This is a genomic window from Solibacillus sp. FSL R7-0668, assembly GCF_038006205.1.
In the GTDB taxonomy this organism is placed as follows: domain Bacteria; phylum Bacillota; class Bacilli; order Bacillales_A; family Planococcaceae; genus Solibacillus.
The window spans coordinates 2,636,056-2,661,586 of sequence record NZ_JBBOUU010000001.1 but is presented as its reverse complement, the minus strand read 5'-3'; the positions used below and the strand labels follow the sequence as shown (position 1 = coordinate 2,661,586).

General features: G+C 39.6%; 27 protein-coding genes. 23 read left to right on the top strand and 4 right to left on the bottom strand.

Annotated elements, in window-relative coordinates:
• Positions 1 to 4: 4 nt before the first annotated feature.
• The 3 genes from MKX47_RS13350 to MKX47_RS13340 all read left to right on the top strand — a co-directional run bounded on the left by MKX47_RS13350 (position 5) and on the right by MKX47_RS13340 (position 1,829).
• Positions 5 to 460 (top strand): ACT domain-containing protein, encoded by a 456-nt coding sequence (locus tag MKX47_RS13350; protein ID WP_340775018.1) that lies wholly within the window; start codon positions 5 to 7, stop codon positions 458 to 460.
• A gap of 96 nt (positions 461 to 556) precedes the next feature.
• A complete protein-coding gene (gene pheA / locus MKX47_RS13345; protein WP_340775015.1) occupies positions 557 to 1,429 on the top strand; it encodes a prephenate dehydratase in 873 nt (290 codons plus the stop codon).
• Positions 1,430 to 1,439: 10 nt separating this feature from the next.
• Entirely contained in the window at positions 1,440 to 1,829 is a 390-nt protein-coding gene (locus MKX47_RS13340; RefSeq protein ID WP_340775012.1) for a thiol-disulfide oxidoreductase DCC family protein, read from the top strand.
• 156 nt (positions 1,830 to 1,985) lie between these two features.
• Here the strand turns inward: MKX47_RS13340 and MKX47_RS13335 are convergent, their stop codons facing one another.
• A complete protein-coding gene (locus MKX47_RS13335; RefSeq protein ID WP_340775010.1) occupies positions 1,986 to 2,582 on the bottom strand; it encodes an HD domain-containing protein in 597 nt (198 codons plus the stop codon).
• Between the two features lie 202 nt (positions 2,583 to 2,784).
• On the opposite strand from MKX47_RS13335, the gene MKX47_RS13330 reads away from it, so the two are divergent.
• From MKX47_RS13330 to MKX47_RS13320, 3 genes are read left to right on the top strand one after another with little or no spacing between them, the layout of a single operon-like run.
• On the top strand, positions 2,785 to 3,321 hold the full coding sequence (locus MKX47_RS13330; RefSeq protein ID WP_340775008.1) for a sigma-70 family RNA polymerase sigma factor: 537 nt from the start codon (positions 2,785 to 2,787) through the stop codon (positions 3,319 to 3,321).
• 1 nt (position 3,322) lies between these two features.
• Positions 3,323 to 3,721 carry a helix-turn-helix transcriptional regulator gene (locus tag MKX47_RS13325; RefSeq protein ID WP_340775006.1) on the top strand — a complete coding sequence of 133 codons (399 nt, stop codon included), beginning with the start codon at positions 3,323 to 3,325 and terminating at the stop codon, positions 3,719 to 3,721.
• Positions 3,711 to 5,009 (top strand): FtsW/RodA/SpoVE family cell cycle protein, encoded by a 1,299-nt coding sequence (locus MKX47_RS13320; protein ID WP_340775003.1) that lies wholly within the window; start codon positions 3,711 to 3,713, stop codon positions 5,007 to 5,009. Before MKX47_RS13325 ends, MKX47_RS13320 begins: the two co-directional genes overlap by 11 nt.
• 42 nt (positions 5,010 to 5,051) lie before the next feature.
• Here the strand turns inward: MKX47_RS13320 and MKX47_RS13315 are convergent, their stop codons facing one another.
• Complete coding sequence (locus tag MKX47_RS13315) at positions 5,052 to 5,579, bottom strand: transcription repressor NadR (protein ID WP_340775001.1); 528 nt, start codon at positions 5,577 to 5,579, stop codon at positions 5,052 to 5,054.
• Positions 5,580 to 5,780: 201 nt separating this feature from the next.
• On the opposite strand from MKX47_RS13315, the gene MKX47_RS13310 reads away from it, so the two are divergent.
• The 8 genes from MKX47_RS13310 to MKX47_RS13275 all read left to right on the top strand — a co-directional run bounded on the left by MKX47_RS13310 (position 5,781) and on the right by MKX47_RS13275 (position 12,732).
• Entirely contained in the window at positions 5,781 to 6,671 is an 891-nt protein-coding gene (locus tag MKX47_RS13310) for a LysM peptidoglycan-binding domain-containing protein (RefSeq protein ID WP_340774999.1), read from the top strand.
• A 47-nt stretch (positions 6,672 to 6,718) separates the two neighbouring features.
• Entirely contained in the window at positions 6,719 to 7,498 is a 780-nt protein-coding gene (locus MKX47_RS13305; RefSeq protein WP_340774996.1) for a phosphotransferase, read from the top strand.
• 121 nt (positions 7,499 to 7,619) lie between these two features.
• A complete protein-coding gene (gene ruvA, locus MKX47_RS13300; protein WP_340774994.1) occupies positions 7,620 to 8,240 on the top strand; it encodes a Holliday junction branch migration protein RuvA in 621 nt (206 codons plus the stop codon).
• A gap of 16 nt (positions 8,241 to 8,256) precedes the next feature.
• A complete protein-coding gene (ruvB, locus tag MKX47_RS13295; protein WP_340774992.1) occupies positions 8,257 to 9,261 on the top strand; it encodes a Holliday junction branch migration DNA helicase RuvB in 1,005 nt (334 codons plus the stop codon).
• Between the two features lie 16 nt (positions 9,262 to 9,277).
• Positions 9,278 to 10,315 (top strand): tRNA preQ1(34) S-adenosylmethionine ribosyltransferase-isomerase QueA, encoded by a 1,038-nt coding sequence (gene queA / locus MKX47_RS13290; RefSeq protein WP_340774989.1) that lies wholly within the window; start codon positions 9,278 to 9,280, stop codon positions 10,313 to 10,315.
• A gap of 134 nt (positions 10,316 to 10,449) precedes the next feature.
• The gene (gene tgt, locus MKX47_RS13285; protein ID WP_340774986.1) at positions 10,450 to 11,607 is read left to right on the top strand and encodes a tRNA guanosine(34) transglycosylase Tgt; all 1,158 of its coding nucleotides are present in this window, start codon (positions 10,450 to 10,452) and stop codon (positions 11,605 to 11,607) included.
• A gap of 123 nt (positions 11,608 to 11,730) precedes the next feature.
• Complete coding sequence (yajC, locus tag MKX47_RS13280; RefSeq protein ID WP_340774985.1) at positions 11,731 to 11,991, top strand: preprotein translocase subunit YajC; 261 nt, start codon at positions 11,731 to 11,733, stop codon at positions 11,989 to 11,991.
• Positions 11,992 to 12,078: 87 nt separating this feature from the next.
• Positions 12,079 to 12,732 (top strand): DUF421 domain-containing protein, encoded by a 654-nt coding sequence (locus MKX47_RS13275; protein WP_340774982.1) that lies wholly within the window; start codon positions 12,079 to 12,081, stop codon positions 12,730 to 12,732.
• Here the strand turns inward: MKX47_RS13275 and MKX47_RS13270 are convergent.
• Positions 12,700 to 14,172 carry a putative polysaccharide biosynthesis protein gene (locus tag MKX47_RS13270; protein ID WP_340777825.1) on the bottom strand — a complete coding sequence of 491 codons (1,473 nt, stop codon included), beginning with the start codon at positions 14,170 to 14,172 and terminating at the stop codon, positions 12,700 to 12,702. The two genes, MKX47_RS13275 and MKX47_RS13270, sit on opposite strands and share 33 nt — an antisense overlap.
• Positions 14,173 to 14,293: 121 nt before the next feature.
• Here MKX47_RS13270 and MKX47_RS13265 point away from each other — a divergent pair, with 121 nt between their 5' ends.
• From MKX47_RS13265 to MKX47_RS13225, 9 genes are all read left to right on the top strand, one after another.
• On the top strand, positions 14,294 to 14,599 hold the full coding sequence (locus tag MKX47_RS13265; protein WP_340774980.1) for a post-transcriptional regulator: 306 nt from the start codon (positions 14,294 to 14,296) through the stop codon (positions 14,597 to 14,599).
• 211 nt (positions 14,600 to 14,810) lie between these two features.
• Positions 14,811 to 17,084 (top strand): protein translocase subunit SecDF, encoded by a 2,274-nt coding sequence (gene secDF / locus MKX47_RS13260; RefSeq protein WP_340774977.1) that lies wholly within the window; start codon positions 14,811 to 14,813, stop codon positions 17,082 to 17,084.
• 115 nt (positions 17,085 to 17,199) lie between these two features.
• The gene (locus tag MKX47_RS13255; RefSeq protein WP_340774972.1) at positions 17,200 to 17,571 is read left to right on the top strand and encodes a LapA family protein; all 372 of its coding nucleotides are present in this window, start codon (positions 17,200 to 17,202) and stop codon (positions 17,569 to 17,571) included.
• A 116-nt stretch (positions 17,572 to 17,687) separates the two neighbouring features.
• Positions 17,688 to 20,009 carry a single-stranded-DNA-specific exonuclease RecJ gene (recJ, locus tag MKX47_RS13250; RefSeq protein WP_340774970.1) on the top strand — a complete coding sequence of 774 codons (2,322 nt, stop codon included), beginning with the start codon at positions 17,688 to 17,690 and terminating at the stop codon, positions 20,007 to 20,009.
• A gap of 15 nt (positions 20,010 to 20,024) precedes the next feature.
• Positions 20,025 to 20,537: an adenine phosphoribosyltransferase gene (locus MKX47_RS13245; RefSeq protein WP_340774968.1), complete on the top strand. Its 513-nt coding sequence runs from the start codon at positions 20,025 to 20,027 to the stop codon at positions 20,535 to 20,537.
• A 210-nt stretch (positions 20,538 to 20,747) separates the two neighbouring features.
• On the top strand, positions 20,748 to 22,943 hold the full coding sequence (locus MKX47_RS13240; RefSeq protein ID WP_340774966.1) for a RelA/SpoT family protein: 2,196 nt from the start codon (positions 20,748 to 20,750) through the stop codon (positions 22,941 to 22,943).
• A gap of 18 nt (positions 22,944 to 22,961) precedes the next feature.
• Complete coding sequence (gene dtd, locus MKX47_RS13235; protein WP_340774965.1) at positions 22,962 to 23,411, top strand: D-aminoacyl-tRNA deacylase; 450 nt, start codon at positions 22,962 to 22,964, stop codon at positions 23,409 to 23,411.
• 70 nt (positions 23,412 to 23,481) lie between these two features.
• The gene (locus MKX47_RS13230; RefSeq protein WP_340777822.1) at positions 23,482 to 23,694 is read left to right on the top strand and encodes a YuzF family protein; all 213 of its coding nucleotides are present in this window, start codon (positions 23,482 to 23,484) and stop codon (positions 23,692 to 23,694) included.
• Between the two features lie 55 nt (positions 23,695 to 23,749).
• The gene (locus MKX47_RS13225; RefSeq protein ID WP_340774962.1) at positions 23,750 to 24,643 is read left to right on the top strand and encodes a manganese catalase family protein; all 894 of its coding nucleotides are present in this window, start codon (positions 23,750 to 23,752) and stop codon (positions 24,641 to 24,643) included.
• Positions 24,644 to 24,681: 38 nt separating this feature from the next.
• Here the strand turns inward: MKX47_RS13225 and hisA are convergent, their stop codons facing one another.
• Positions 24,682 to 25,434 carry a phosphoribosylformimino-5-aminoimidazole carboxamide ribotide isomerase gene (hisA, locus tag MKX47_RS13220; protein ID WP_340774959.1) on the bottom strand — a complete coding sequence of 251 codons (753 nt, stop codon included), beginning with the start codon at positions 25,432 to 25,434 and terminating at the stop codon, positions 24,682 to 24,684.
• Positions 25,435 to 25,531: the final 97 nt, after the last annotated feature.

The following is a 25,531-nucleotide window of genomic DNA, read 5'->3' as shown; positions in this document are numbered from 1 at the left end:
CTTAATGAAAAACGTAGCGAATCAACGATATTATTTAGTGCGTGAAGACGTGTTAACGGATGCCATGCAAAAAACATTAGAGGCCAAACAGCTCTTACAAAATGGATCAGTTGCTTCAATATGGGATGCCGTAAAGCAAGTTGACTTATCGCGCAGTGCATTTTATAAATATCGCGATGCAGTTTTTCCTTTCCATTCAATCGTGCAAGAGCGTATTTTAACGGTCTTTATCCAATTGCAAGATCGTAAAGGCACACTTGCCAAATTACTTGAAACGGTATCAGATGCACACTGCAATGTGCTGACGATTCACCAAACGATCCCAATTCAGGGGCGTGCGAATGTTACATTGTCATTAGATGTAACAAGCATGATCAGTGAGCTGGATGAGCTGATTCGTAGCTTAAATCAGCTTAATTTTATTGAATCGGCTGAAGTAATTAGCTCGGGTGCACTATAATTGAATAGGTTGTCCAATGTTTTCGGACATATTGGGCAGCCTATTTATTTTAATATAATTTACAGAAAATTTAGAACCTAAAACGAGGTGTAATAGATGTCACAACAACAGTGGGAAAAACGTATCGCTTATTTAGGTCCAGAGGCGTCGTTTACATATTTAGCAACAAAGGGACTATTTCCGCACGATTGGCATATTCCATATCAATCAATTCCCGAATGCATTGAAGCGGTATCGGAGGGCAAGGTTGAGTTAGCCGTTGTTCCTGTAGAAAATGCGTTGGAAGGTTCGGTACCTTTAACGGTGGATTATTTATTCCATGAGGCAGAGCTGTTTGTGACAGCGGAAGTGATGTCAAAAATTCAACAGCATTTGCTAGTCAATAAAAAATATGCAGATCAACTAGATGAAATTGAAGAAATTTATTCACACCCGCACGCACTCGCACAATGCCATAAATTTTTGTTTTACAATCATGGTAGCGTAAAACAAACGCCCTATGCATCGACTGCCGCTGCGGCAAAATTGGTATCCCAAACGGAAGACCGTTGTATTGCGGCAGTGGCCAATGCTTCTGCTGCGGAAAAATACGATTTACATATTGCCGAAACGAATATTCATGATTTCCATTTTAATCATACACGTTTTTTTGTGCTATCAAAGCAAAATATTCGCCACGGTTTAGTGCCGCTACAAGCACAGCCCAAGACGACATTTATGCTAACATTACCAACAGATGTGTCAGGAGCACTACACCAAGTACTATCAGTATTTGCATGGCGCAAAATTAATTTGAGTAAAATCGAATCGCGTCCATTAAAAACAGGACTCGGGAATTATTTCTTTATTATTGATATACTAGCAGACGAGGATGAACCGATGATGAAAGGTGCCGTTGAAGAGCTTATCGCACTTGGTTGTACTGTAAAGTCACTCGGTACTTATTTTACATACGTTACACCAGAGTGAGGTGAATCACGTGAGACGTATTGTATTATTTGATGGGGAATGCCATTTTTGTGATGCGAGCGTGCAGTTTATCCTAGCACGGGATCAAAAAGCGACATTTCAATTTGCAGCGCTTCAAAGTGAAGTAGGGCAAGCTTTGTTAAAGGAGCTTTCGGTGCCGAATGATGTAAATAGTTTAGTACTGATTGAAGGCTCACATTATCACACGAAATCTACTGCTGCCTTAAAAATCGCCAAGCAGTTGGATGGCTTGTGGAAGTTGTTGTATGGTGTAATGATAACCCCGAGACCTATTCGTGATACGGTCTATCGTTACATCGCCAAAAATCGTTATAAATGGTTTGGAAAAAAAGAGGTATGTCAATTGCCATCAGTGGAGCAGCGTGAGCGGTTTTTATAGAGGCATAGTTCTTTGTAGGGTAATTTCCTACATTGGTGGGTGTATAAAATAATGATTAGAAAAGCCAGTAAACGTTGTTGTATGAGCATTTATTGGCTTTTAATTTGTGTACGAATTTTGATTTGGGTATGTTTATTAAACTTCCTTTATATAAAATTACTGGACATTAATGCCCGCAGATTTAAGTTTAATAATACCATCCTCGACAATTAGATTTTTAAGTGATGTCAATACTGGGTCAAAATCGGTATGCTTGTCCAACATGAATAGCATATCCATTTCAATTGGTAACCATGTTTCAAGGTCTGCTTCATTGTGCTGAATTTGTGCTTCTAATTTATCTAATGCGTTCGCAACCTTTGCTTCATAGGTTGCCTTATGTTCAAATTCGAACCAATAATCGTAAAATAATTGACCTGTTTCTCCACCAATTAAATCTCGAATTTTTTCAATCGCTTTTATTTCATTTTCAACTTTCGCTTGCTTTGCTTCTACATTGTTCATTGTATCGAAAGCCGGAATATCTGTCGCATATGCTTCTACTAAGTCATGAATAATAATCATCTTCAGCAATTTTTCACTATTTACTTTCTGAGGTAAAGAGGATTCGAGCGCCATTGCCATGAGAGCTACACGCCATGTGTGTTCAGCGACACTTTCCCTTCGTCCATCAGAGAGCCAACTATGTCTTAATTCTTTCTTTAACACTTCTCCTAATTTAATTAATTTTAATGCATTTTTTAAGTTTTCCATTATCTTGTATCACCTTTTATGATTTTTTGATATGTAATAATTTTACCAAAGTTCCAATTTTGGTTGAATTAATAAACGGCTAGATTGTATCGAAGTTATTGTATATTATTTTATAGTATTATATTGTTATTAATTGTTTTGAAAGAAAAAGCAAACTTTGATTAAACGGCACTCGTCTAATGTTAGGAAGGGAGGAAAAGAAGTGGATAGCTATTCAATTGAACAAACGAAACAACTTTCCTATGAAGTTATCATTGATGAGCTGATGAGTGATTATGGCCAAGATATTTTACAGCTCGTCATGCAGTACGTACATAATCGAGCGATTGCAGAAGATTTAACGCAAGAAATTTTTGTGAAATGCTATCAGGCATTGCCCACATTCCATTTTAATTCCTCGCTAAAAACATGGCTGTGGCGTATTGCGATTAATCATACAAAGGATTATTTAAAAAGCTGGTATGCAAGAAATGTAGAGGCCGCAAAGGAAGACTTATTTGCACAAGTGAAGAGTGCTGATTGTGTAGAACAGCAGGTCATCCAGCAAGAGCAGGATGATGAATTAGTGCGCGCGGTATTTGCATTACCTATGAAATACCGCGAAGTCATTTATTTATGCTATTACGAGGAACAAACGATGAAGGAAATGGCAGAGGTCTTGCAGTTAAATGAAAGCACTGTAAAAACAAGGCTTCGCAAGGCAAAACAATTATTAAAGAAACGATTGGAGCGTGAATAATGTGGAAGAGCGATTAAAAAAATTAAAAAAAACCGTCGATCAAACGGCCTTTAAACAGCTGGAATTTACAAATGAGCATCAGCAAAATATTCGAAAGCAGCTACAAAGCGCTTCATTAAAGCAGCAAATTTTATCGATGCTGACTGAAGCAAAATCAGGTGTTGAGCTGACACAGCAGCTGCATGTGCGCGCTGTTGAGCAAATTGTTGAGAATGAAGGATTGGTTTACAGCATTTTACATGAAGCAGAGCAGCAGGGCTGGCTGATGGCAAGCTGGCATGAAGGTATTAAATATTATCAATTAACAAAGCTTGGGACAAAGCAATTGCAGCAGGACAGCGAGCGCATCAAACTTACGCTAAAACAACGAATTTTGGGGGTGCGCATGCATGTCGAGTAAGCAGTTTTTACAGCAAGTTACAAGCTATATCCGTTCGAAAGAGGCACGTAGCCATGTCGAACAGGAGTTGCAGCAGCATATTGGGCATTCTACAAAGGCATGGGTCAGTAAGGGCTATTCTCGAGAGGAAGCCGAGCAAAAAGCGATTAGCGAAATGGGCTCTGCATCGCAATTGGGAAAATCACTAGACAAAATTCACCGACCGAAATGGGATTTTTGGTTAATGGGTGCGGTTATTTTACTGATAGCCTCAAGCTTTGTACCGATTTTAACAGTGGATGTAAATGAAGTGTTCGGATATGATATGACACGTTATTTAGTAGAAAATAAAATTATTCATATAGTGTTAGCAATGGCGTTAATTGTGGGGCTAATGTTTGTGGATTACCGTAAGTTACAACGCTTTAGTTTTCCAATTTATGGCGTGGCAACCCTGTTACTTGCTATACTGCCCTTGATTTCTAATACCTTCCGTAATGGAGAAGCGATGTTTCGAATCGGGCCAATTCTCATTCAAGCATGGACAGTGCTACCACTATTACTAGTAGCATTTGCAGGGTTTTTTACCGAACGAAAATGGAAGCTATGGCAGTTAACGGGGTTATTTTTATTGCCGCTTTATTTAATTATGAAGCTACCAAATCTTGCGGTTGCAATGCTATATATTGTCGTTGTAGCAGTATTATTTAGCTTTAGTCATTTTGCGCGTAAAGTGAAGCAAACGGTCTTTGTAGTAGTAGGAACAATAAACGTAGCGCTCATTTTGTACAGTATATATGCTTATCATTTTTTACTCGAACCGTATCAAACGGTGCGTATCGCCGCATTTTTAAATCCTGACTTATTTGCGACATCGGAAGGCTATATGATGCTCCAAATTAAAACAGCACTTGCAAGGGCGGGTTGGTTTGGAGCGGAAACGATTTACTATGTACCAGAAGCACATACCGATTATGCCTTAATCCAGCTCATTCAAGCATATGGCTATGTGGCGGGTGTCGCTGCCATACTAGTTATACTTGGGATTGCACTGCGCATTTTATGGCATGCACGCACGATGCCGCAATCATTTGGAAAATTGCTTGTCATCGCCGCGGTGACATTATACAGTGCCCAAAGTCTTTACTCGATATTAATGGTATTTGGTTTCCTACCACTGACAGGTGTGCCATTGCCATTTATCAGCTATGGGATGACACCATTATTACTCAACGCCATTTTAATTGGGCTTGTATTAAGCGTGTATCGAAGAAAATCTTATATGATAGCGCACAAGATGGCGTCATAAAATAAAGCAGCTTAACGGCAAAAAAACCGTTAGGCTGCTATTTTAATGTTCTACTAAAAATCCGCGTTCCCGCAATTTCGCTTCAGCTAAATTTAAATTTTCTTGTGCCGTTGCACTAATGACATGTAAATGGGTGCCGTCTGTTAAAGCGGATAAATAAAGGGCATTGGTTTCCTCTACGCGTTTGACGAAATGCTCCACTTCTAAACGATTGGATACCATGATTGAGGCAGTAATTTCACCATATACAGGATGTTCAACAATAACGCCTTCTACCGTAACACCACAATCCACTAAAATAAAGAGCTCTTCTTTTGCTTCTTCGGGCTTGTGCGTGCATACAATTTTACGAGTGATTTTTTCTTGGTGCACATGATGCATATAAATATAGCCTTGACTTGTTGCGACAATCGGCTCATTACGCGCCTTTAATAAATTCATATCATTGACAATGACCTGACGTGACACATTTGTATGCTTAGCCAAATCGGTTCCTGTCAATGGTTGCTTGGCATTTTTTAGTAAGGCAAGAAGTTCGATTCTGCGATCTTCTCCTAAGAGTTTTTTCATTAAATTCACCTCTATCAACATAGCTCTTCTTTTAAGTGTAACACAATTTTGATTAACTTGGCGGATAAGCAAGCGTAACTTATTCAAGGGAATCCACATAAGAAAATTCATCATTTCGCGCAAAATATGTTTTTCTAAATACTAAAATGGTGGCAACCAGGCGATTGTTGCATATGCTATTACGAGAAAAGGAGGAAAGATGTGCGCGTTCATATTGTCCAAAAGGGAGATACTTTGTGGAAGATAGCCAAGCAATATGCTGTTGGCTTTGAAGAATTAAAGCGTTTAAACGCACATTTAACCAATCCCGATTATATTGTGCCGGGAATGGAAATTTATTTACCAAATAGTGCACCGAAAAAAGAGGTACAGGTACCGCATGTAGAAAAAGAGCATCAAAAACCAATGAAGGAAACACAAGTACAAGTACAACCACCGAAGCCTACTCCAACTCCAGTACCAACGCCATTACCAGCTCCGCAAATGCAAAGACCATTGTGGCAAGGTGACCTTTATTTCCAACCACCAATCCCACAACCAATGCCGATGCCAAATTGGCAAACGCATGTACATGTGCAACCATCCATTGAGCAAAACGTAACAGCGTCACAACCACAACCTATGCCACAAGCCGTCCCACAACCGATGCCGATGCCAATGCCAATGCCGCAACCACAAGTAATTCACCCACAGCCCATCTATATTCAGCAACCACCACAGCAGCCGATATTTATTGAGCAGCCTATGATGCATCATTGCATGCCACAAATGATGCCAATGCCTCGATGCCCACACTGTCACCGTATGCCAATGGAAGAGCCGATGCCGATGCTACCAATCATGCGAGAAGAAGAATCACCAATGAGAAAATGTGACTGCTCTGATCAAGAGCAGCAATTACAGCATTATTATGAAGAAATTCAACAAATGATGTGCATGCCGAACCCTTGTTGCCATCCACAAATGATGCCATATCCTTCATATATGATGCCGCAGATGCATCAAATGCCACAGATGCCACAGATGCCGCAAATGCATCAAACGCACCCGATGCACCAAATGCCACCACAAAATAAGTCATGTCGATCGTAATTAAAGAAAACTGTTGGCAATGGGATTCACCAAAGGGTCGTTTTTTTATGAAATATTATGAAGATATATGGCTTGCACAAAAAGTGAAATACGTTCATCAACAGTTAGAAAATATTGATTTTCCGTACCATGTGCCACTTGAGCACAATGAAGATCGTCATATTTTAAAGCAAAAATGGATTGACGGTACGAGCGTAAACTATGAAAAAAGAGGGCATCAAATACTAGCCTTGCAAGCTCTGGAGACGCTACACAAATCAACGGATAAAATCAATTGGTCACAAGACGTATTGCCCAATTATCAGTTGTTCCAAAAGTGGCAGCGCAGATTTGAACGTTTTGTTGCGCAAGAAGAGGCATTAAAGGGCTTGCTCCACAATCATTATGAAGTCCTTGTAAAGGAAGCGTTTGAGGCATTAAACGCAATTGAGCAAAGTCAGCGAAATTTCGAACCGCTCACAATATTACACGGGGATGTAGTACACCATAATTTTATGATTTCAGCAAATGATGTAAAAATTATTGACTTTGATTTAGCAACTCTTGGAGAAGCTTCAGATGAATTAATATTATGGATGCATCGTGTGTTACCACAAACAAAATATAATTTAGCAAAGCTGATGAAAACGCATCCGTATTTACAAACAGCCAAGCATAAATTGCATTATTTGAATTTCCCGAATGAAATCTTAAGAGAAAGCTTATTTTATTTGAAATTAAACCAACGGCAGAAGCTTTCCTGCTATCCATTTATCCAATCGATTGTTCGTGATTGGCTCAAATATAAAGCGCCGTTAAAAAGCACGATTCAAACTATGATGAAGTAGAATATGTTACACTTAGAAAGGCTGTCGATTAGGCAGTCTTTTCTATTGGTTAATGCAACATACGTTCGGTAAATCCAATCAAACTATGCTATAATGAAGCCAGAAATGTGAGGGATAAGCGATGTATGATTATTTAAAAGGACAAGTGACGCGAATTACGCCAGAGTATATCGTGTTGGAGCAACAAGGGGTAGGGTGGTTACTTTATACACCAAATCCATATGCTTTTCGAATGTCAGCAAGTGAGCAGCAAATATTCGTATCGATGCAAGTGCGTGAGGATGCACAAAATTTATACGGTTTTCATAGTTTAGAGCAGCGTGAATTATTTAAAAAGCTCATACAAGTGTCAGGCATTGGTCCAAAAGGAGCCTTAGCCATTTTAGCAAGTGGCAATCCGACTTCCGTTATTCAAGCAATTGAAATGGAGGATGAGGCCTTTTTAGTGCGCTTTCCAGGTGTCGGTAAGAAAACAGCGCGTCAAATGATTTTAGATTTAAAGGGCAAGCTGGACATGCTGCTAGATGCGGTTGAATTGCCGAGCACAGAAGATGAGCTCCCATTGTTTGGTGTCAATCCAAATAAACATGAGCTAGAGGAAGCGATGTTAGCATTAGTCGCACTTGGTTATTCTGAAAAAGAGCTAGAAAAAATCAAGTCTCAACTAGATGAAGATGAAAATTTAAAAACGACAGATGCTTACATTAAACAAGCGTTAAAATTATTATTAAAGTTAAAATAAAAAAGGAGTGAGAACTTTGTCAGACCGTGTACTTTCTGGACAAGCGGCAGAAGCTGAACAGCAATTTGAGCTTTCGTTAAGGCCACAACGCTTGGCGCAATACATAGGCCAAGATAAAGTAAAGGAAAATTTAAAAATCTTTATCGAAGCCGCAAAGCTACGCCAAGAAAGTCTTGACCACGTTCTCCTTTATGGTCCACCAGGTTTAGGGAAAACTACGTTGGCGGTAGTGATTGCCAATGAAATGGAAGTCAATGTCAAAATGACGAGTGGTCCAGCGATTGAACGTCCAGGTGATTTAGCTGCCATATTAAGCTCACTGGAAGCAGGTGATGTTTTATTTATCGATGAAATTCATCGTTTGCCACGTGCCATTGAAGAGGTATTGTATTCGGCAATGGAAGACTTTTGCTTAGATATTGTTGTCGGTAAAGGCCCTGAAGCCCGTTCGATTCGTTTAGACTTGCCACCTTTTACATTGGTCGGTGCAACGACACGTGCAGGTGCTTTATCCGCGCCATTACGTGATCGTTTTGGTGTACTGGCCCGCCTAGAGTATTATGATGAGGAAGCGCTCGCACAAATTGTCATTCGTTCGGGTGAGCTATTTGGCGTTGAACTAAATGAGCAGGCAGCCTATGAAATTGCGCGTCGTTCTCGTGGCACACCGCGTATTGCCAATCGCTTACTAAAGCGTGTACGTGACTATGCACAGGTGTTAGCAAATGGTGTTGTTTCTGAAGCCCTAGCACAGCAGGCTTTGGAATTATTACAGGTCGATCCACGCGGGTTGGATCATATTGATCATAAATTAATGCAGTCCATGATTGAGCGCTTTGGTGGTGGTCCGGTAGGCTTAGATGCATTAGCTGCGTCTATCGGAGAAGAACGTATTACAATTGAAGATGTGTACGAGCCGTATTTACTGCAAATTGGTTTTATTCAGCGTACACCGCGCGGACGGATTGCGACGATGATTTGCTATGACCATTTCGGCTATCCGCCTGCACAAAAAGAATAAGAAGGAAGTAATCAGCATGAAAGTAGAAGATTTTGATTTTCATTTACCAGAACAATTAATTGCCCAAACCCCATTATTAGACCGTACTGCGAGTCGCTTAATGGTTGTCAATCCGGATTCTCTAGCACTGGAACATCATAAATTCGGACATATTTTAGATGAATTAAACGAAGGGGATTGTCTTGTATTAAATGATACACGTGTTTTACCTGCTCGTTTAATGGGTGAAAAAGAAGGAACAGGGGCGCATATCGAGCTGTTATTATTAAAGCAAACGAATGACGATGAGTGGGAAACATTAGTGAAACCTGCAAAGCGTGTCAAAGTGGGCACAGTTGTGACGTTTGGTAATGGCTTATTAACCGCAACTTGTACAGGTGAGTTAGATCATGGTGGACGTACATTCAAATTTGAGTACGACGGCATTTTTTATGAAATATTAGACCAATTAGGTGAAATGCCATTACCACCATACATTCGCGAAAAATTAGACGACCAAGATCGCTATCAAACGGTCTTCGCAAAAGAGCGCGGTTCGGCAGCAGCACCAACAGCTGGCCTTCACTTCACAGAAGAATTGCTGGAAGCCATTAAGGCAAAAGGGGTAAAGGTGGTATTCATCACATTACATGTCGGCTTAGGTACATTCCGTCCGGTAAGTGTGGATTCCATTGAGGACCATGATATGCACTCCGAGTTTTACAGCGTATCTGAGGAAGCAGCTGCCACGATTCAAGGAGTGAAAGATGCTGGCGGTAAAGTGATTTCTGTTGGCACAACTTCAACACGTACATTAGAAACTGTTGCGCGTGATCATGGCGGTAAAATCGTAGCTTCACAAGGCTGGACAAATATCTTCATTTTCCCGGGCTTTACCTATCAAGCAATCGATGGATTAATTACAAACTTCCATTTACCAAAGTCAACACTAGTCATGCTTGTCAGTGCATTAGCTTCAAAGGAAACGATTATGAATGCCTATGAAAAAGCAGTGGAAGAAAAATATCGCTTCTTTAGCTTTGGTGACGCGATGTTTATTCGTCCGAAGAAGTAATTTGCATTTAGGCTATAATCTCTATACAATTAGTATTTGTGTGCACCTACTACAATGAGTGGTAGGTGTTTTTTACGCCAAGGTGTAAAAGATTCGAAGTAGTGTTAATACTTTAGAAAAGCGAGGAATTATAGATGACAGAAACAAAAAAACAACCACCCATTCGTTATGAATTAATTAAGACATGTGCGCAAACAGGGGCGCGTTTAGGCATTGTGCATACACCACATGGCTCATTTGAAACCCCAACATTTATGCCTGTAGGAACACAGGCGACGGTTAAGTCAATGAGCCCAGAAGAATTAAAAGAGATGAATGCAGGTATCATCCTATCGAACACCTATCATTTATGGTTACGTCCTGGGAATGATATCGTAAAAGAAGCGGGCGGATTACACAAATTCATGAACTGGGATCGTCCAATTTTAACGGATTCAGGCGGTTTCCAAGTATTCTCTTTATCCAAGTTCCGTAAAATTGAAGAAGAAGGCGTTCATTTCCGTAACCACTTAAACGGCGATAAATTATTTTTATCTCCTGAAAAAGCGATGGAAATTCAAAACGACTTAGGCTCAGATATTATGATGGCGTTTGATGAGTGTCCACCATTCCCAGCCACTTATGAATATATGGAGGCCTCTGTAGACCGTACAACGCGTTGGGCAAAACGCTGTAAGGAAGCGCACCAGCGTCCAGATGAGCAGGGCTTATTTGGGATTATTCAAGGGGGCGAGTATGAGGCATTGCGTCGCAAATCTGCTGAAGCACTCGTTGAATTAGACTTCCCAGGCTATGCGATTGGTGGTTTATCAGTAGGCGAGCCAAAAGAAATTATGAACAAAGTATTAGATTTTACTGCACCTATGATGCCAGCAGACAAGCCACGTTATTTAATGGGCGTCGGTTCTCCTGACTCACTTATTGACGGTGCGATTCGTGGGATTGATATGTTTGACTGTGTGTTGCCGACACGAATTGCTCGTAATGGTACATTAATGACGTCAGAGGGGCGTATGGTTATTAAAAACGCGAAGTATGCTAAAGACTTTACACCAATTGACGAAACATGTGATTGTTATACTTGTAAAAATTATACACGTGCGTATGTGCGTCACTTAATGCGTACAGAAGAAACATTTGGTTTACGCTTAACGTCTTACCATAACTTACGCTTCTTAATTAAAACAATGGAGCAAGTTCGTGAGGCGATTCGTGAAGATCGTTTAGGTGATTTTAAAGAGGAATTCTTTGAGAAGTATGGCTATAATAAGCCCAATGCAAAAAACTTCTAACGGTTTGAATGAAAAATGAGCGGTTCTATAAATTTTTGAGAAATTTTAGAGTTTTTTTGCGCAAAATTGCGTAAGTTTATACTATACTATGAAAGTGAGATATAGAAGGGGGGCAATTTGAGAATGGATGCTTTAGTACAATTTTTACCGATTATCGTAATGTTCATTGCGATGTGGTTCATATTAATTCGACCAGCACAAAAACGTCAAAAAGCAACGGCACAAATGCAAAATAGTTTAAAACGTGGCGATAAAGTCGTTACAGTTGGTGGATTACATGGTGAAGTCGACGCAATTGAAGATACAACTGTATATTTATTAGTTGATGGTAACACACGTTTAAAATTCGAACGCCAAGCAATTGGTCGTGTAGAATCAGTGTAATAAGTAAAAGGCTTGTGGAAGTAGATTCTGCAAGCCTTTTTTGTATGAATTTTCTATTATTGTTCATGCTAATTAGGAGGTGATCATATGAATGATTATTTACTGATTAGTGGTAGAACAATCTTTTTATATATTATTTTACTTGTTGTTTTTCGCTTAATGGGCAAGCGAGAAGTTGGCGAATTGAGCATTGTCGACTTGGCAATTTTTGTTTTAATGGCAGAAGTGGCAGCACTTGCTTTGGATGATTTGAATCATGATTTAGTGAAGGATATATTACCAATTGGTGTATTATTTCTCATTCAGTATGTGAATTCCTGGTTTATTTTAAAAAATAAAAAGTTACGTGATTTTATTGAAGGCGACCCGACCTTAATCATTCGTGACGGCTGGCTTTGTGAAGCTGAAATGAAAAAGCAGCGCTATAATTTAGATGATTTGCTACAGCAATTACGTGAGCAGGGTGTGAGCACTGTACAGGATGTGGCCTATGCATTTTTAGAGCAGTCTGGAAAATTGTCCATCTATCTAAAGGACCAAGACCCGGTAATTTTACCACTTGTACTAGATGGATATGTGGATCAGCGACATTTGAAAATTATTAATAAAGATGTAGCTTGGCTTGAGCACGAACTGATGCTACAAGGTTATACTAATATTAGAGATATTTTTTATTGTAGCTATGATCATGGAAAGTGGTTTGTCCAATTACGAGCGCGAAAAGATCGTCCGAATGTATAAAATATCTTGAATGCGAATTTGTTTTGTAAGAAGAAGTAATACAACGGTAACGACAAGTGTTATCATAATTTGAATTGTCAGTGGATATTGGTGCGTGTAGGTAGGCAAAACTGCTGCTGTAACGATAAATACACTATAGGGCAAAATAAAAAATCGGAAGCCTACACGAATTTTGGGCTGTTGCTTAATGGAGGCGATGTGTAGAAAGGACGTGATTAACACGCCAAAACCAATGGCAATAATAGCACCAAATTCTTGAATTTCCGGCTGAGACGCAAGGAAAAATAATAAAAACAGTTTGCCGAGACCACCATAAATCGAGTTCATCATAGCGGCTTGTGCCTCGTCCATCGCCTGTAAAATGGCATGTAGTGGACTTTGAATATAATAAAAATAAAAAATAGGTGCTAAAACTTTCATGTAGCCTCGATTTTCTTCTAAATGAAACAAAACAGTGACCAATTCGTCTCCATGTATGAAGAATACGGTAGCAGCAATACAGCCAACGAGAGAGCTGAGTCTTAAGGAATGGCTAACTCGTTTTGTGAGTAGGGGCAAATCATTGCGTGCCAAGGCGCTACTAACAGCAGGTACAAGTATAATTGATAACGCACTTGGAATGAATGCCGGGAATAATAATAATGGGATATGTACACCAGAAATTACCCCGTATAGTGTAGTGGCTGCACCAGCAGTTAGCCCAGCAACAGTCAACGCCTTTAAAAAAACAATCGGCTCTAAAAACCAGGTAAATGTGCCGAATAATTTACTCCCAGCAGAGGGTAAAGCAATTTGCATAATCGGTTTCGTGAAAGAAGAATTAGATTTTTTAGTTATTGCATGTTTTCGTTTTGCTCGGAAGTAAAAGTAGCTTAAAAATAATAATGAAAAAATTTCACCAATCGCAGTAATCCCCATTGCTGCTGCAGCGGTTTTGGCAGGGGATGTTGAAACAAAATACGGCAAAACAGCCATGATTAGTCCGATTCGAACAACTTGCTCAAGCAGTTGTGCCCAAGCGGTAGGCGCAATTTTAGCTAACCCTTGTAAGTATGCTTTTATGAGACTTGATACGATGACAAGTGGAATCGTGAAGACGCTAATATAAAGTGTCAAAATTAAATTTTCATTATGTAATAATGTTTTTGCGATAAAAGGCGTACTGAGTAAGACGATTGGTGTAAATACGATAATGGAAATGATAGATAGTTTAATAGCGCTTGCCATAACAGCTGCAGTTTGCTCGTTTTTGCGTGTCGCATCATATTGAGCGATAAGCTTTGACACAGCAATCGGAATCCCTAATTGAATAAGAGAAATAAAAAAGATAAATGTCGGATAGGCGGTCATGTAGAGCCCGACAACTTCTTCACCTGCGATACGCATAAATTGCATGCGGTAAAGAAATCCAAAACATTTAGATATGAAAATGACGAACATTAAAAATAATGTTCCTTTTAAAAATGAGCCCAATTACCTTCTGCTCTCTCCTTTCGAATTCATATACAATTAACGTATGCTCCATGAAATTAAGTTAAAACCTACAGTAGGGGTGATTGCTATGCAAATTCCGTATTCACAACTTTATGAACAAGTTCAAGAAATTTTGAAAAACAAAGTCGAGGAAATTCATTACTTTGGCTATAATTCTATTACAGAGCAAGATGTATGGTGCTATTGCATTGATAAAATCTGGCGTAAGCAGGACGTTCAAAAATTAAGGCTTCATGAGCTTGCTTCAGGTATTTTAGGAGTAGGTGCTTCAGAATTGTTGAATTATATCCAAATAAAGGGATTGAAGCATAGTGATGTACAGCAAATGTTATCGAAGGACGAGCTAGACGAATTATTCGATCCGAAAAAATAGATTTTCGTAAAAAAGTAAATCGTAATATCTAGTAATAATTTGACAGTTTCCACAAGCTGTTTCATAATGAGAGTGTTGCGCTTTTCAACGCGGAGATATATTATATTTGAAAAGCAAAAAGTAAATAAATCGCCATGATTACATAGTTTGTGGTATGTAGCTTGATGTTTTTGCTCGTACTTTTTTGTACGACATTGAGGAGGATTTTTAAATGAAATTAGCAAACCGTATTATTACGTTTGTTCTTGTTGTAGCATTGCTATTTACAGGAATGGGCACAACGGTAGAGAAGGTGCTAAACGATGTAAGACTCGGCTTAGACCTTCAGGGTGGATTCGAGGTTCTTTATGAAGTCGAATCATTGGTAGATGGACAAGAAGTTACACAAAAGGTGCTTGCAGATACGGCAGCAGCGCTGAATAATCGTGTAAATATGTTTGGTGTTAGTGAGCCGAGCATTCAAATTGAAGGAGAAGACCGTATTCGCGTACAGCTAGCGGGCTTAGATGATCAATCATCTGCGCGTGAGCTCTTATCAAGTACGGCCAATTTAACATTCCGTGATGTGAATGATAACATTTTATTAGATGGTACGGATTTAAAAGAGGGTGGTGCAAATGCATCATTTGATGAACAAAACCGTCCAATCGTTACATTAACATTAAAAGATGCAGCAAAATTTGCTGAAGTAACACAAAAAGTAAAAGATATGGGTGCACCAAATAACCTATTAGTCGTTTGGTTAGATTTTGAAGAGGGCGTAGATTCATATGCTGCTGAAATTCAAAAGCCAGCAGATGAGCAAAAGTTTGAATCAGCTGCCTCTGTTACACAAGTACTAAATACGACAGATGTTATGATTTCAGGTAACTTTACTGTTGATGAAACAAAACACTTTGCGTCAATATTAAACTCGGGTTCATTACCTGTAAAATTAACTGAAAAATACTCCACTTCGATTGGTGCACAGTTTGGTAAAGATGCTTTAAATGATACAGTATTTGCGGGTGTTGTCGGCGTTATTTTAATTTTCGTCTTCATGTTACTGTACTACCGTTTACCAGGGTTTATTTCAATCATTACATTATCAGTATTCACTTACTTAGTATTAATCGTATTTAACGGAATCAATGCGGTATTAACATTACCGGGTATTGCAGCAATTGTATTAGGTATTGGTATGGCAGTAGATGCGAATATTTTAACGGCCGAGCGTATTCGTGAAGAATTACGTGTAGGGCATACGGTAAAAGATGCCTTTAAATTAGGTTCAAAACAGTCCTTATCAGCTATTATCGATGCACAGTTAACGACTTTACTGGCAGCGGTTGTATTATTCTACTTTGGTACAAGCTCGGTAAAAGGCTTCGCAACAACATTAATCATTTCGATCTTATTATCATTTGTAACAGCGGTATGGGGTTCACGTATGTTACAAGGACTATTAGTAAATAGTGGCTACTTTAGCAATCCAGCATGGTTTGGTATTCCAAAGTCAAAGCAGCATAATTTAGAGGATAATATTACTTCTTTAGATTTAACAACAAAATTTGATAAGCTGGATTTCGTACAGAATCGTAAAAAATTCTATGCGCTATCATCGATTATTCTTGTCATCGGTATTGTCGTGCTTGGCGTGTTCAAACTCAACTTAGGCATTGATTTCTCACAAGGTACTCGTGTCGAAATTTTAGCGGACCAAGCGTTAAAACAAGAAGAGGTTGTGGATTACTTAGATGAAATCGGCTTCGCCAATGAAGATGTTGTCATTTCAGGAGATGATCAAAATATCGCGGTTATGCGTTATAAAACCGACTTCACACAAAAAGAAGTATTAGACTTTAAAGCAGCTGTTATGGATCAATACGGGCATGAGCCAAGCTTAAGCACCGTTTCAGCAACAGTTGGTAAAGAGTTAGCAAAAAATGCGATTTATGCCTTATCATTAGCGGCACTAGGCATTATCATTTATGTAGCAGTTCGTTTTGAATGGCGCATGGGTCTAGGGGCAATTGCTTCTTTACTGCATGACGTATTCTTTATTGTGGTGATTTTCAGTATTCTACGTCTAGAGGTAGACATTACATTTATCGCAGCGGTATTAACGATTGTTGGTTATTCGATCAACGATACGATTGTAACGTTTGACCGGATTCGTGAAAATATTGATCGTGCAGGTTCGATTACTACGAAGGAAGAGCTTGCCTTAATCGTCAACAAATCACTGCGTCAAACGATGGGACGCTCGATTAATACGGTATTAACGGTTATTATCGTAGTCATTGCGCTTATTTTCTTAGGTGCACCATCGATTCAAAACTTCTCGATTGCCTTACTAATTGGTTTAGTTACAGGTATGTACTCATCAATTTGTATCGCAGCGCAAGTTTGGTACACATTAAAGTCTCGCGAAATGGACAAAAAGGGTACGGCTGTTGTGAAAAAAGAGAAAAAACAATGGGGTTCAGACGAGCCACAAGTTTAATAGAACATGTAAGCACCTGATAAATATTTATTTATCGGGTGCTTTTAGTTTTGCGGAATGTATAAAATGGGAATAGAAATAACTAGATAGTCATTTTATAAGAGTGGGTGAGACGATGATGAAAATGCAATGGACATTTGTTGTAGGGCTGCTATTTGCACTTATTATTGCCATTTTTGCAACGGTAAATGTTGAAAGGGTTCCGGTTGATTATGTATTCGGTGAAGCATATTGGCCATTAATTCTAGTCATTTTAAGCTCGGTTTTGGTTGGATTTATTATTAGCTTTTGCTTTTCGGCTTTCCGAATGTTTAACAGTGAGCACAAAATCAAAATGATACGAAAAGAATTGGACAATGCCCGAACAATTATTAATGAAAAGGATAGCGAACTTCTACGTTTAAAAGAACAATTGAGTGAGCGCAGTGTTTCGGCAATTGTTGAGGAGGAGTCTTCAGAGGTTTCGAAAAGAATCAATGCTCAATAAAAATGGAAAGATGTTTTGTAGAACGATTCACAAAGCATCTTTTTTTATTTGGAAGGAAACCTTAGGAAACCCGCTTTATTTTTTGTATAATGGACTGCATGAGGAAGTGAAATGACATGATTCAGTCACAAAAACTGTGGACAATTCAAAAACCAAATGAAGAACTTATCAAACAATTCACGTCACAGCTAAAGATTTCATCCATTACTGCAAAAATCTTAATTGCACGTGGCTGTGAGACAGTAGAACAAGCGAAACCTTTACTAACAATCAATTCGGATGATTACCATGATCCGTTTTTAATGGCAGGTATGGAAGAGGCTGTCGCACGAATTGAACAGGCTCTAGACAGTGGTGAAAAGATTTTAGTATATGGAGATTATGACGCGGACGGCATAACAAGTACGACCGTTCTGCTAAATGTGCTGCTAGATTTAGGGTCGGATGTCGATTTTGTCATTCCAAATCGATTTAAGCATGGCTATGGACCGAATGAAGAATTATTCCGCCAAGCACATGCAGATGGCGTACAGCTCATAATTACAGTCGATAACGGCATCAGTGGCATCGAGCAAGTAAAATTAGCGCGCGAGCTTGGAATGGATGTCATCATTACCGATCACCATGAAGCAGGAGATGTATTGCCTGATGCCAATGTCATCGTGCATCCGCGTGTACCAGAAGGGCATTATCCGTTTGGAGAGCTTGCAGGTGTAGGAGTGGCCTTTAAATTAGCGCATGCTTTATATGGGGAGCTACCTGAACATTTATTTGAATATGTGGCAGTGGGCACAATTTCAGATTTAGTACCACTCGTTGGCGAAAACCGCTATCTTGTTCAGCGTGGGTTACAGGCATTACAACAGTCGCACAATCCTTGGGTTCCTGCCCTTTCTGAGGCATCTGGAGTAAGCCAAAAGGATATTAATGAAGAAACAGTCGGCTTTTATTTTGGACCACGCTTAAATGCAATTGGTCGATTAGGTGACGCACAGCCAGGGGTTCATTTTTTAATGAGCGAAAATCCAATAGAGGCAAACGATTTAGCCAAACAGTTAAATGACCAAAATACCGAGCGTAAAAAAATCGTTGAGGAAATTGCGAATGCAGCGATAACAATGATAGAAAGCTCACCGCAAATAAAGGACTCCCTTGTGTTAGTAGTTGCGGGAGAAAACTGGAACCCTGGTGTTGTAGGGATTGTTGCATCTCGTTTAGTGGAGAAATATTATCGCCCAACGATTGTGCTCTCTTTGAACCATGAAAAAGGCATTGCCAAGGGGTCTGCGCGTAGTATTGAAGGCTTCCATTTGTATAATGAATTAGCCAAAAACCGTGAACTATTACCGCATTTCGGTGGGCATCCAATGGCAGCTGGGATGACGTTACCATTGGAACATGTTGATGAGTTACGTCAGCGTCTGCATGACCAAGCAAGTGCCTGTTTAACCGAAGAACAGCTCATTCAAAAGCTACATATTGATGTGCCGATTACCTTAAACGAAATTTCAGTGGAAGCGATTGAAGAAATTCGTCAATTAGCGCCATTTGGGACAGAGTTTCCGAAACCAAACTTCGCAATTCAAAATGTTAAAGTCAAATCGATGCGTAAAATTGGTTCAGCAGAAAATCATTTAAAAATGGAGCTAGAAGATGCCTACGCGACACTCGATGCTATTGGCTTTGGCAAAGGCTATTTATTCGATGAAATTTCGTATGGCATTGATTTATCGCTCGTTGGTGATTTGCAAATTAATGAGTGGCAAGGGAATAAAAAGCCGCAATTTATGATTCAAGATGTTGGGGTCAAGGAATGGCAGCTGTATGATTACCGTGGAAAAAGCCAAACAGCGCATTGGCTTGCTAAAATACCGATTGAGCAAACGGACTTTATCGCCTTTACAGAGCAAACAAAACAAGAATATACAGAGGCGATTCCGAAAGAGATTGTCCTTGTAACAGCACAAACGGATTTCACTACTATACAGCGTAATCTCGTACTACTTGATTTGCCTGAAAATGTAGCCATTTTGGAGGCATTATTACAAACTGCAAAGATTGAACGAATTTATGCACATTTTTATACAAAAAACTCGGCCTACTTTAATGGGATGCCTACACGCGATCATTTTAAATGGTACTACGGTTTCTTAAAAAAACGTCCTGCCTTTAATCTGAATCAGCATATTCAACAATTATCGCAACATATCGGACTCAATATCGAAGTAATTAAGTTTATGACAAAAGTGTTTTTTGAGCTAGGATTTGTTACAATAGAGAATGGTTTGACGACTGTTAATGATCATGCGCCGAAGAAAGCATTATCAGAGGCACCGTCATATAAAATGCGTTCAAAACAAATTGAGCTGGAGCAAAAACTTTTATATGCTACATATAGTGAGCTAAAGCATTGGTTTGACGAACGATTGAGTTCTTGAGGAGGACAAGGAACAATGGATTTAAAACAATATGTAACAACAGTCGAAAACTGGCCTAAAGAAGGAATCAGCTTTAAGGATATTACGACAATTATGGATAATGGTCCAGCTTATAAATATGCGACAGATCAAATCGTTGCTTATGCAAAAGAAGTGGGCGCAGAAATTATCGTCGGTCCTGAAGCGCGCGGTTTCATCATTGGATGCCCGGTAGCATATGCATTAGAAATTGGTTTTGCCCCGGTGCGTAAGCCAGGTAAATTACCACGTGAAGTCATCTCAGCTGATTACGGCTTAGAATATGGAACAGACACATTAACAATGCACAAAGACGCTGTAAAACCAGGTCAAAAAGTATTAATCTGTGACGATTTACTTGCAACGGGCGGAACTGTGGAAGCAACGGTACGCTTAATCGAGGAATTAGGCGGTGTTGTTGTTGGTGCGGCATTCATTATTGAGCTAGAGGAATTAAAGGGCCGCGAAAAAATTAGCAAAGTACCGATTAAAACGTTAATTCAATATTAATCAGTCAAGCTACCTTGTGCATGTTAAGCAGGGTAGCTTTTGCTTTATGGAGGATATTGCAAATGAATGTCCCCCCATTCCTGTTCAACAATTCTACAAATTTCTCGTTTTTGCAAAACTAAATGCCTACGTGTCTTTACATTTGCTAGACATTTTTTATACAATTGAATTTATACTTAACGTGAAAATATGAAACAAGGTGGACAAAAAATGGCGAAAGAACAAATAATGGCGCCCGAAGAGGTTTTCGAGCTCGTCAAATCTTATATGAATGATGAACATGTTGCCTTTGTTGTAAAAGCGTATGAGGTAGCAAGGGAAGCGCATCAAGAGCAATTCCGTAGTTCTGGAGAACCATACATCATTCACCCTGTACAAGTAGCTGGCATTTTAGCAGAATTGCAAATGGACCCAGCAACAGTCGCAGCAGGCTTTTTACATGATGTAGTAGAAGATACAGAAGTAACTCGTGAAGACTTAGTGAACGAGTTTAGTGAAGAAGTAGCAAAATTAGTTGATGGCGTAACAAAGCTTGAAAAAATTAAATATATGTCAAAAGAAGAACAACAAGCAGAAAATCACCGAAAAATGGTTGTCGCAATGGCACAGGATATTCGCGTTATCTTAATTAAATTAGCGGACCGTCTGCACAATATGCGTACGTTAAAGCATTTACCGGCAGAAAAGCAACGTCGCATTTCTCAAGAAACGTTGGAAATCTTTGCACCATTGGCACATCGCTTAGGAATTTCGAAGGTGAAATGGGAGCTTGAGGATACAGCGCTACGTTATTTAAATCCGCAGCAATATTACCGTATTGTTAGTCTAATGAAGAAAAAACGTGATGAACGTGAAGCTTATTTAGACAATGTGATGGATGAAATCAACTCCCAATTAGAAGAAGTTGAGATCGAAGCCGATGTGTATGGCCGTCCAAAGCATTTATATAGCATTTACCGTAAAATGGTGTTGCAAAAGAAGCAGTTCAATGAAATTTATGATTTACTGGCGGTACGTATTCTAGTAGATAGCATTAAAGACTGTTACGCGGTTATCGGAATTATCCATACATTATGGAAGCCGATGCCTGGTCGTTTTAAAGATTATATTGCGATGCCGAAGCAAAACTTATATCAGTCATTGCATACAACGGTTATCGGACCCTATGGCGATCCACTTGAAGTGCAAATCCGCACAAAAGAGATGCATAAAATTGCCGAATTCGGTATCGCCGCGCACTGGGCTTATAAAGAAGGAAGAACAGTGGAGCAAAATGTCGAAAATATTGACCAAAAATTAACATGGTTCCGCGAAATTTTAGAATTCCAAAACGAATCCTCGAACGCTGCGGAGTTTATGGAGTCTTTAAAATTTGATTTATTTTCTGATATGGTCTACGTATTCTCGCCAAAAGGGGACGTCATTGAGTTACCAGCGGGTTCTGTCCCAATCGACTTTGCGTACCGTGTCCATTCAGAAGTGGGCAATAAAACGATTGGCGCCAAAGTAAATGGTAAAATGGTACCACTTGATACACCACTGAAAACAGGTGATATCATTGAAGTGCTAACATCCAAACAATCATTCGGACCGAGTCGAGATTGGATAAAAATTGCACAAAGCTCACAGGCGAAAAATAAAATAAAGCAGTTCTTTAAAAAGCATGTACGTGAAGAAAGCGTTGTGAAGGGGAAAGAACTTGTTGATAAAGAAATAAAAGCACAAGAGTTTGACGCTAAAGTGGTATTAACATCAGAGAATATTAAGCGTGTTATTGAGAAATTCAATTACACACATGAAGATGATTTATATGCAGCGGTAGGGGTAGGCGGTATTACGGCACAGCAAATTGTCAATCGCCTTGCTGAAAAAATGCGTAAAGAGCGTGAACAGGAAGAAGCGCTTGAAAAAATCGTTAAAAATATGAACAGCAGTGCACCGAAAAAGCGTACGGAGTCGGGTGTCATTGTGAAAGGTATCGATAATTTACTCATTCGTTTATCCCGTTGCTGTACGCCAGTGCCAGGTGATGAAATTGTTGGCTTTATTACAAAAGGTCGTGGTGTATCGGTGCACCGTGCAGATTGTCCGAATATTCAAGAGGACAGCAATGTGGAACGCTTAATTGAAGTAGAATGGGAAAATGCCGCGACTCAAATGCGTAAGGAATACCCAGTAGATATTGAAATATCAGCGTTTGATCGTCCGGGGGTATTAAATGATGTCATGCATGCCGTAAGTGAAGCGAAGACGAATATTTTAGCCGTAACAGGCCGTGCTGACCGCGAGAAAATTGCAACGATTCATTTAACAATTGCAATTTCGAATATTTCGGGACTGCATAAAGTGGTTGAAAAAATTAAGCAACTGCCCGATATTTATTCGGTACAGCGCGTCATTAATTAATAGATTGAAGGGTTATAAATGCGAGTAGTATTACAACGTTCAAAGCAAGCGTCCGTTACCGTGGATGGACAAGTTACAGGTGCGATTGATAAAGGCTATGTGTTATTAGTTGGGATCACACATAGCGATACGCTTGAGGATATTCAATATGTTGCCAAAAAAATTGCAGATTTGCGAATTTGGGAAGACGAAGATGGCAAAATGAATCGTGCAATCCATGAGGTAGGTGGCGCGATTTTATCGGTATCACAATTTACGCTCTATGCGGATACACGCAAAGGAAAGCGTCCAAGCTTTGTCGAAGCGGCACGTCCGGAGCAAGCTGAGCCGTTATGGCAAGCATTTAATAAACAGTTGACAACGCACGGGCTACAAGTCGAAACGGGTGTTTTTGGCGCAATGATGGATGTAGCGCTGATCAATGATGGTCCTGTCACGATAATTATAGAATCGAAGGTAAAATCATAATTGAAGAACGAATCACTCCTTTTATGCATATTGTAGGGTATGCAATTAAAGGAGTGATTTTTTGGTTCAAATGAATAATTATTCAAATGCCTATTGGTTGGAAGCCATTCAGCATTATTTAGGGCAAATGGTCGCTGTACAGCAAACGGGTAATCATGTACAGCAAGGTGTTTTAGCAGCAGTTTGCCCAGATTATATTATACTAGATGTATGCCGTACCCCTTTTTACATTCGCATTGATCAAATTGTGTGGATTACGCCGTTTGTAAATCACAAAGACTAAGGTCTAGCGCGACTTCTACCGGCATATGCTTTGTTGAGTAGGAGGGATGCTGAGTTTGTTTCAACGTGTTAATCGTTTATTAATTGAGTTGCCGCAAGTTGAATATGGCGATGCCAATGCAGCAAGTGCGGTTCAGGAATTGTTAGGTGGCAAATTTGGTGAAATGTCGACACTGAATAATTATATGTATCAATCGTTTAATTTCCGTGGTAAAAAGAAGCTAAAGCCATTTTATGATTTAGTGGCAAGTATTACGGCAGAGGAGTTTGGTCACGTAGAGCTTGTCGCCAATACGATTAATTTACTCCATAAAGATAGCTCATTTTCAGGTGTACCGAATGTGGCGCCATTGCAAAATGCAAAAAACATGCGGAATACACAAAGTTTTATTGCTGCTGCACAAACGTCTTTACCAGTGGATTCGATGGGGAAGCCTTGGACGGGGGAAAATGTGTTTTCTAGTGGGAATTTAGTGCTCGATTTACTGCATAACTTTTTCTTAGAATGCGGAGCGCGTACTCATAAAATGCGTGTGTTTGAGATGACCGATCATCCAACTGCGCGGGAAATGATTGGGTATTTACTTGTGCGTGGTGGGGTTCATGTCGTGGCGTATGCCAAAGCGCTCGAAATGGCGACAGGACTCGATGTCACGAGAATGCTACCAATCCCAAGCCTTGATAATCATGTGTTTGATCAGGCGAGGAAATATGAAGAGCGCGGTTATGGCAATGTGCTGTTTACGTGGAATTATGTGGGGGATTATAAAGATATTGATAAGATTTGGAAAGGTACGCATCCAATGACGAACGCGCCGCTCATTGTGGAGGAGGGCACACCAAAGGGAGCGAAAATTCCGGATTTACATGAATTACCTGAAGAATTTGCACCGGGCATTGGTCCTGAAGAATATCAAATGATTGCCAAAAGGTTAATGTGGAATTTATAAAAAAACGACGAGCATATGATGGCTCGTCGTTTTTCTTATTATTCACAATACGCCACAACTTTTTGGAAATCTAAATCGCCACCAAATATGGATAAAGCACTGCCGATGGTGACATGTAGTTTCCCGTTAGCAATCTTTTCGAATTTTTTTAGATCCTCAAGCGAACGGACACCACCTGCATACGTTGTTGGAATCGAGGTCCACTGCGCTAAATCGCGAACAAGCTCCTCCTGCATCCCACTTCTTTTGCCTTCCACGTCAACTGCATGGATCAATAATTCATCACAATAGTTTTCGATTTGTTGAATGGACGTGGCATTTACTTCAAAATCACTAAATTTTGTCCATTTGTCTGTTACAACAAACCATTTATCATCTCGTTTGCGACAGCTTAAATCAAGGACTAATTTTTCTTTGCCAACAGCCTGTACTAATTTTTCAAGACGTTCACTATCTAATATTCCATCATGGAAAATATAAGAGGTTACGATGACATGGGATGCACCAGCTTCAATATATTTTGTCGCATTGTCTGCTGTAATGCCGCCGCCAATTTGCAAGCCGTTTGGATAGGCTTGTAATGCGCGAATGGCCGCATCTTCATTGCCAGGACCAAGCATAATAACATGCCCACCCGTCAATTTGTTTTGCTGGAATAATGATGCATAATACGAGGAATCATGCGCTGATGTAAAATTTTCGACAACTTCTTTGTCTTCATAGCCGAGCGTGCTGCCGACGATTTGTTTGACTTTGCCATCATGTAAGTCAATACATGGTCTAAATTGCATATCATCACTACCTTTTCTTTCGTTCAATATGTTCTATCATAACACTTTACTACATGAAATTAATAGAAAAATCAGACGTATTGTAGATGTAGTAATA

Coding starts and splice junctions, on each gene's coding strand:
- MKX47_RS13350 (WP_340775018.1), top strand. CDS start 5: ATGAAAAACGTAGCGAATCAACGATATTATTTAGTGCGTGAAGACGTG.
- pheA (WP_340775015.1), top strand. CDS start 557: ATGTCACAACAACAGTGGGAAAAACGTATCGCTTATTTAGGTCCAGAG.
- MKX47_RS13335 (WP_340775010.1), bottom strand. CDS start 2,582: ATGGAAAACTTAAAAAATGCATTAAAATTAATTAAATTAGGAGAAGTG.
- MKX47_RS13320 (WP_340775003.1), top strand. CDS start 3,711: ATGTCGAGTAAGCAGTTTTTACAGCAAGTTACAAGCTATATCCGTTCG.
- MKX47_RS13315 (WP_340775001.1), bottom strand. CDS start 5,579: ATGAAAAAACTCTTAGGAGAAGATCGCAGAATCGAACTTCTTGCCTTA.
- MKX47_RS13305 (WP_340774996.1), top strand. CDS start 6,719: ATGAAATATTATGAAGATATATGGCTTGCACAAAAAGTGAAATACGTT.
- ruvA (WP_340774994.1), top strand. CDS start 7,620: ATGTATGATTATTTAAAAGGACAAGTGACGCGAATTACGCCAGAGTAT.
- queA (WP_340774989.1), top strand. CDS start 9,278: ATGAAAGTAGAAGATTTTGATTTTCATTTACCAGAACAATTAATTGCC.
- tgt (WP_340774986.1), top strand. CDS start 10,450: ATGACAGAAACAAAAAAACAACCACCCATTCGTTATGAATTAATTAAG.
- yajC (WP_340774985.1), top strand. CDS start 11,731: ATGGATGCTTTAGTACAATTTTTACCGATTATCGTAATGTTCATTGCG.
- MKX47_RS13275 (WP_340774982.1), top strand. CDS start 12,079: ATGAATGATTATTTACTGATTAGTGGTAGAACAATCTTTTTATATATT.
- MKX47_RS13270 (WP_340777825.1), bottom strand. CDS start 14,172: ATGTTCGTCATTTTCATATCTAAATGTTTTGGATTTCTTTACCGCATG.
- MKX47_RS13265 (WP_340774980.1), top strand. CDS start 14,294: ATGCAAATTCCGTATTCACAACTTTATGAACAAGTTCAAGAAATTTTG.
- secDF (WP_340774977.1), top strand. CDS start 14,811: ATGAAATTAGCAAACCGTATTATTACGTTTGTTCTTGTTGTAGCATTG.
- MKX47_RS13255 (WP_340774972.1), top strand. CDS start 17,200: ATGATGAAAATGCAATGGACATTTGTTGTAGGGCTGCTATTTGCACTT.
- recJ (WP_340774970.1), top strand. CDS start 17,688: ATGATTCAGTCACAAAAACTGTGGACAATTCAAAAACCAAATGAAGAA.
- MKX47_RS13245 (WP_340774968.1), top strand. CDS start 20,025: ATGGATTTAAAACAATATGTAACAACAGTCGAAAACTGGCCTAAAGAA.
- MKX47_RS13240 (WP_340774966.1), top strand. CDS start 20,748: ATGGCGAAAGAACAAATAATGGCGCCCGAAGAGGTTTTCGAGCTCGTC.
- dtd (WP_340774965.1), top strand. CDS start 22,962: ATGCGAGTAGTATTACAACGTTCAAAGCAAGCGTCCGTTACCGTGGAT.
- MKX47_RS13230 (WP_340777822.1), top strand. CDS start 23,482: ATGAATAATTATTCAAATGCCTATTGGTTGGAAGCCATTCAGCATTAT.
- hisA (WP_340774959.1), bottom strand. CDS start 25,434: ATGCAATTTAGACCATGTATTGACTTACATGATGGCAAAGTCAAACAA.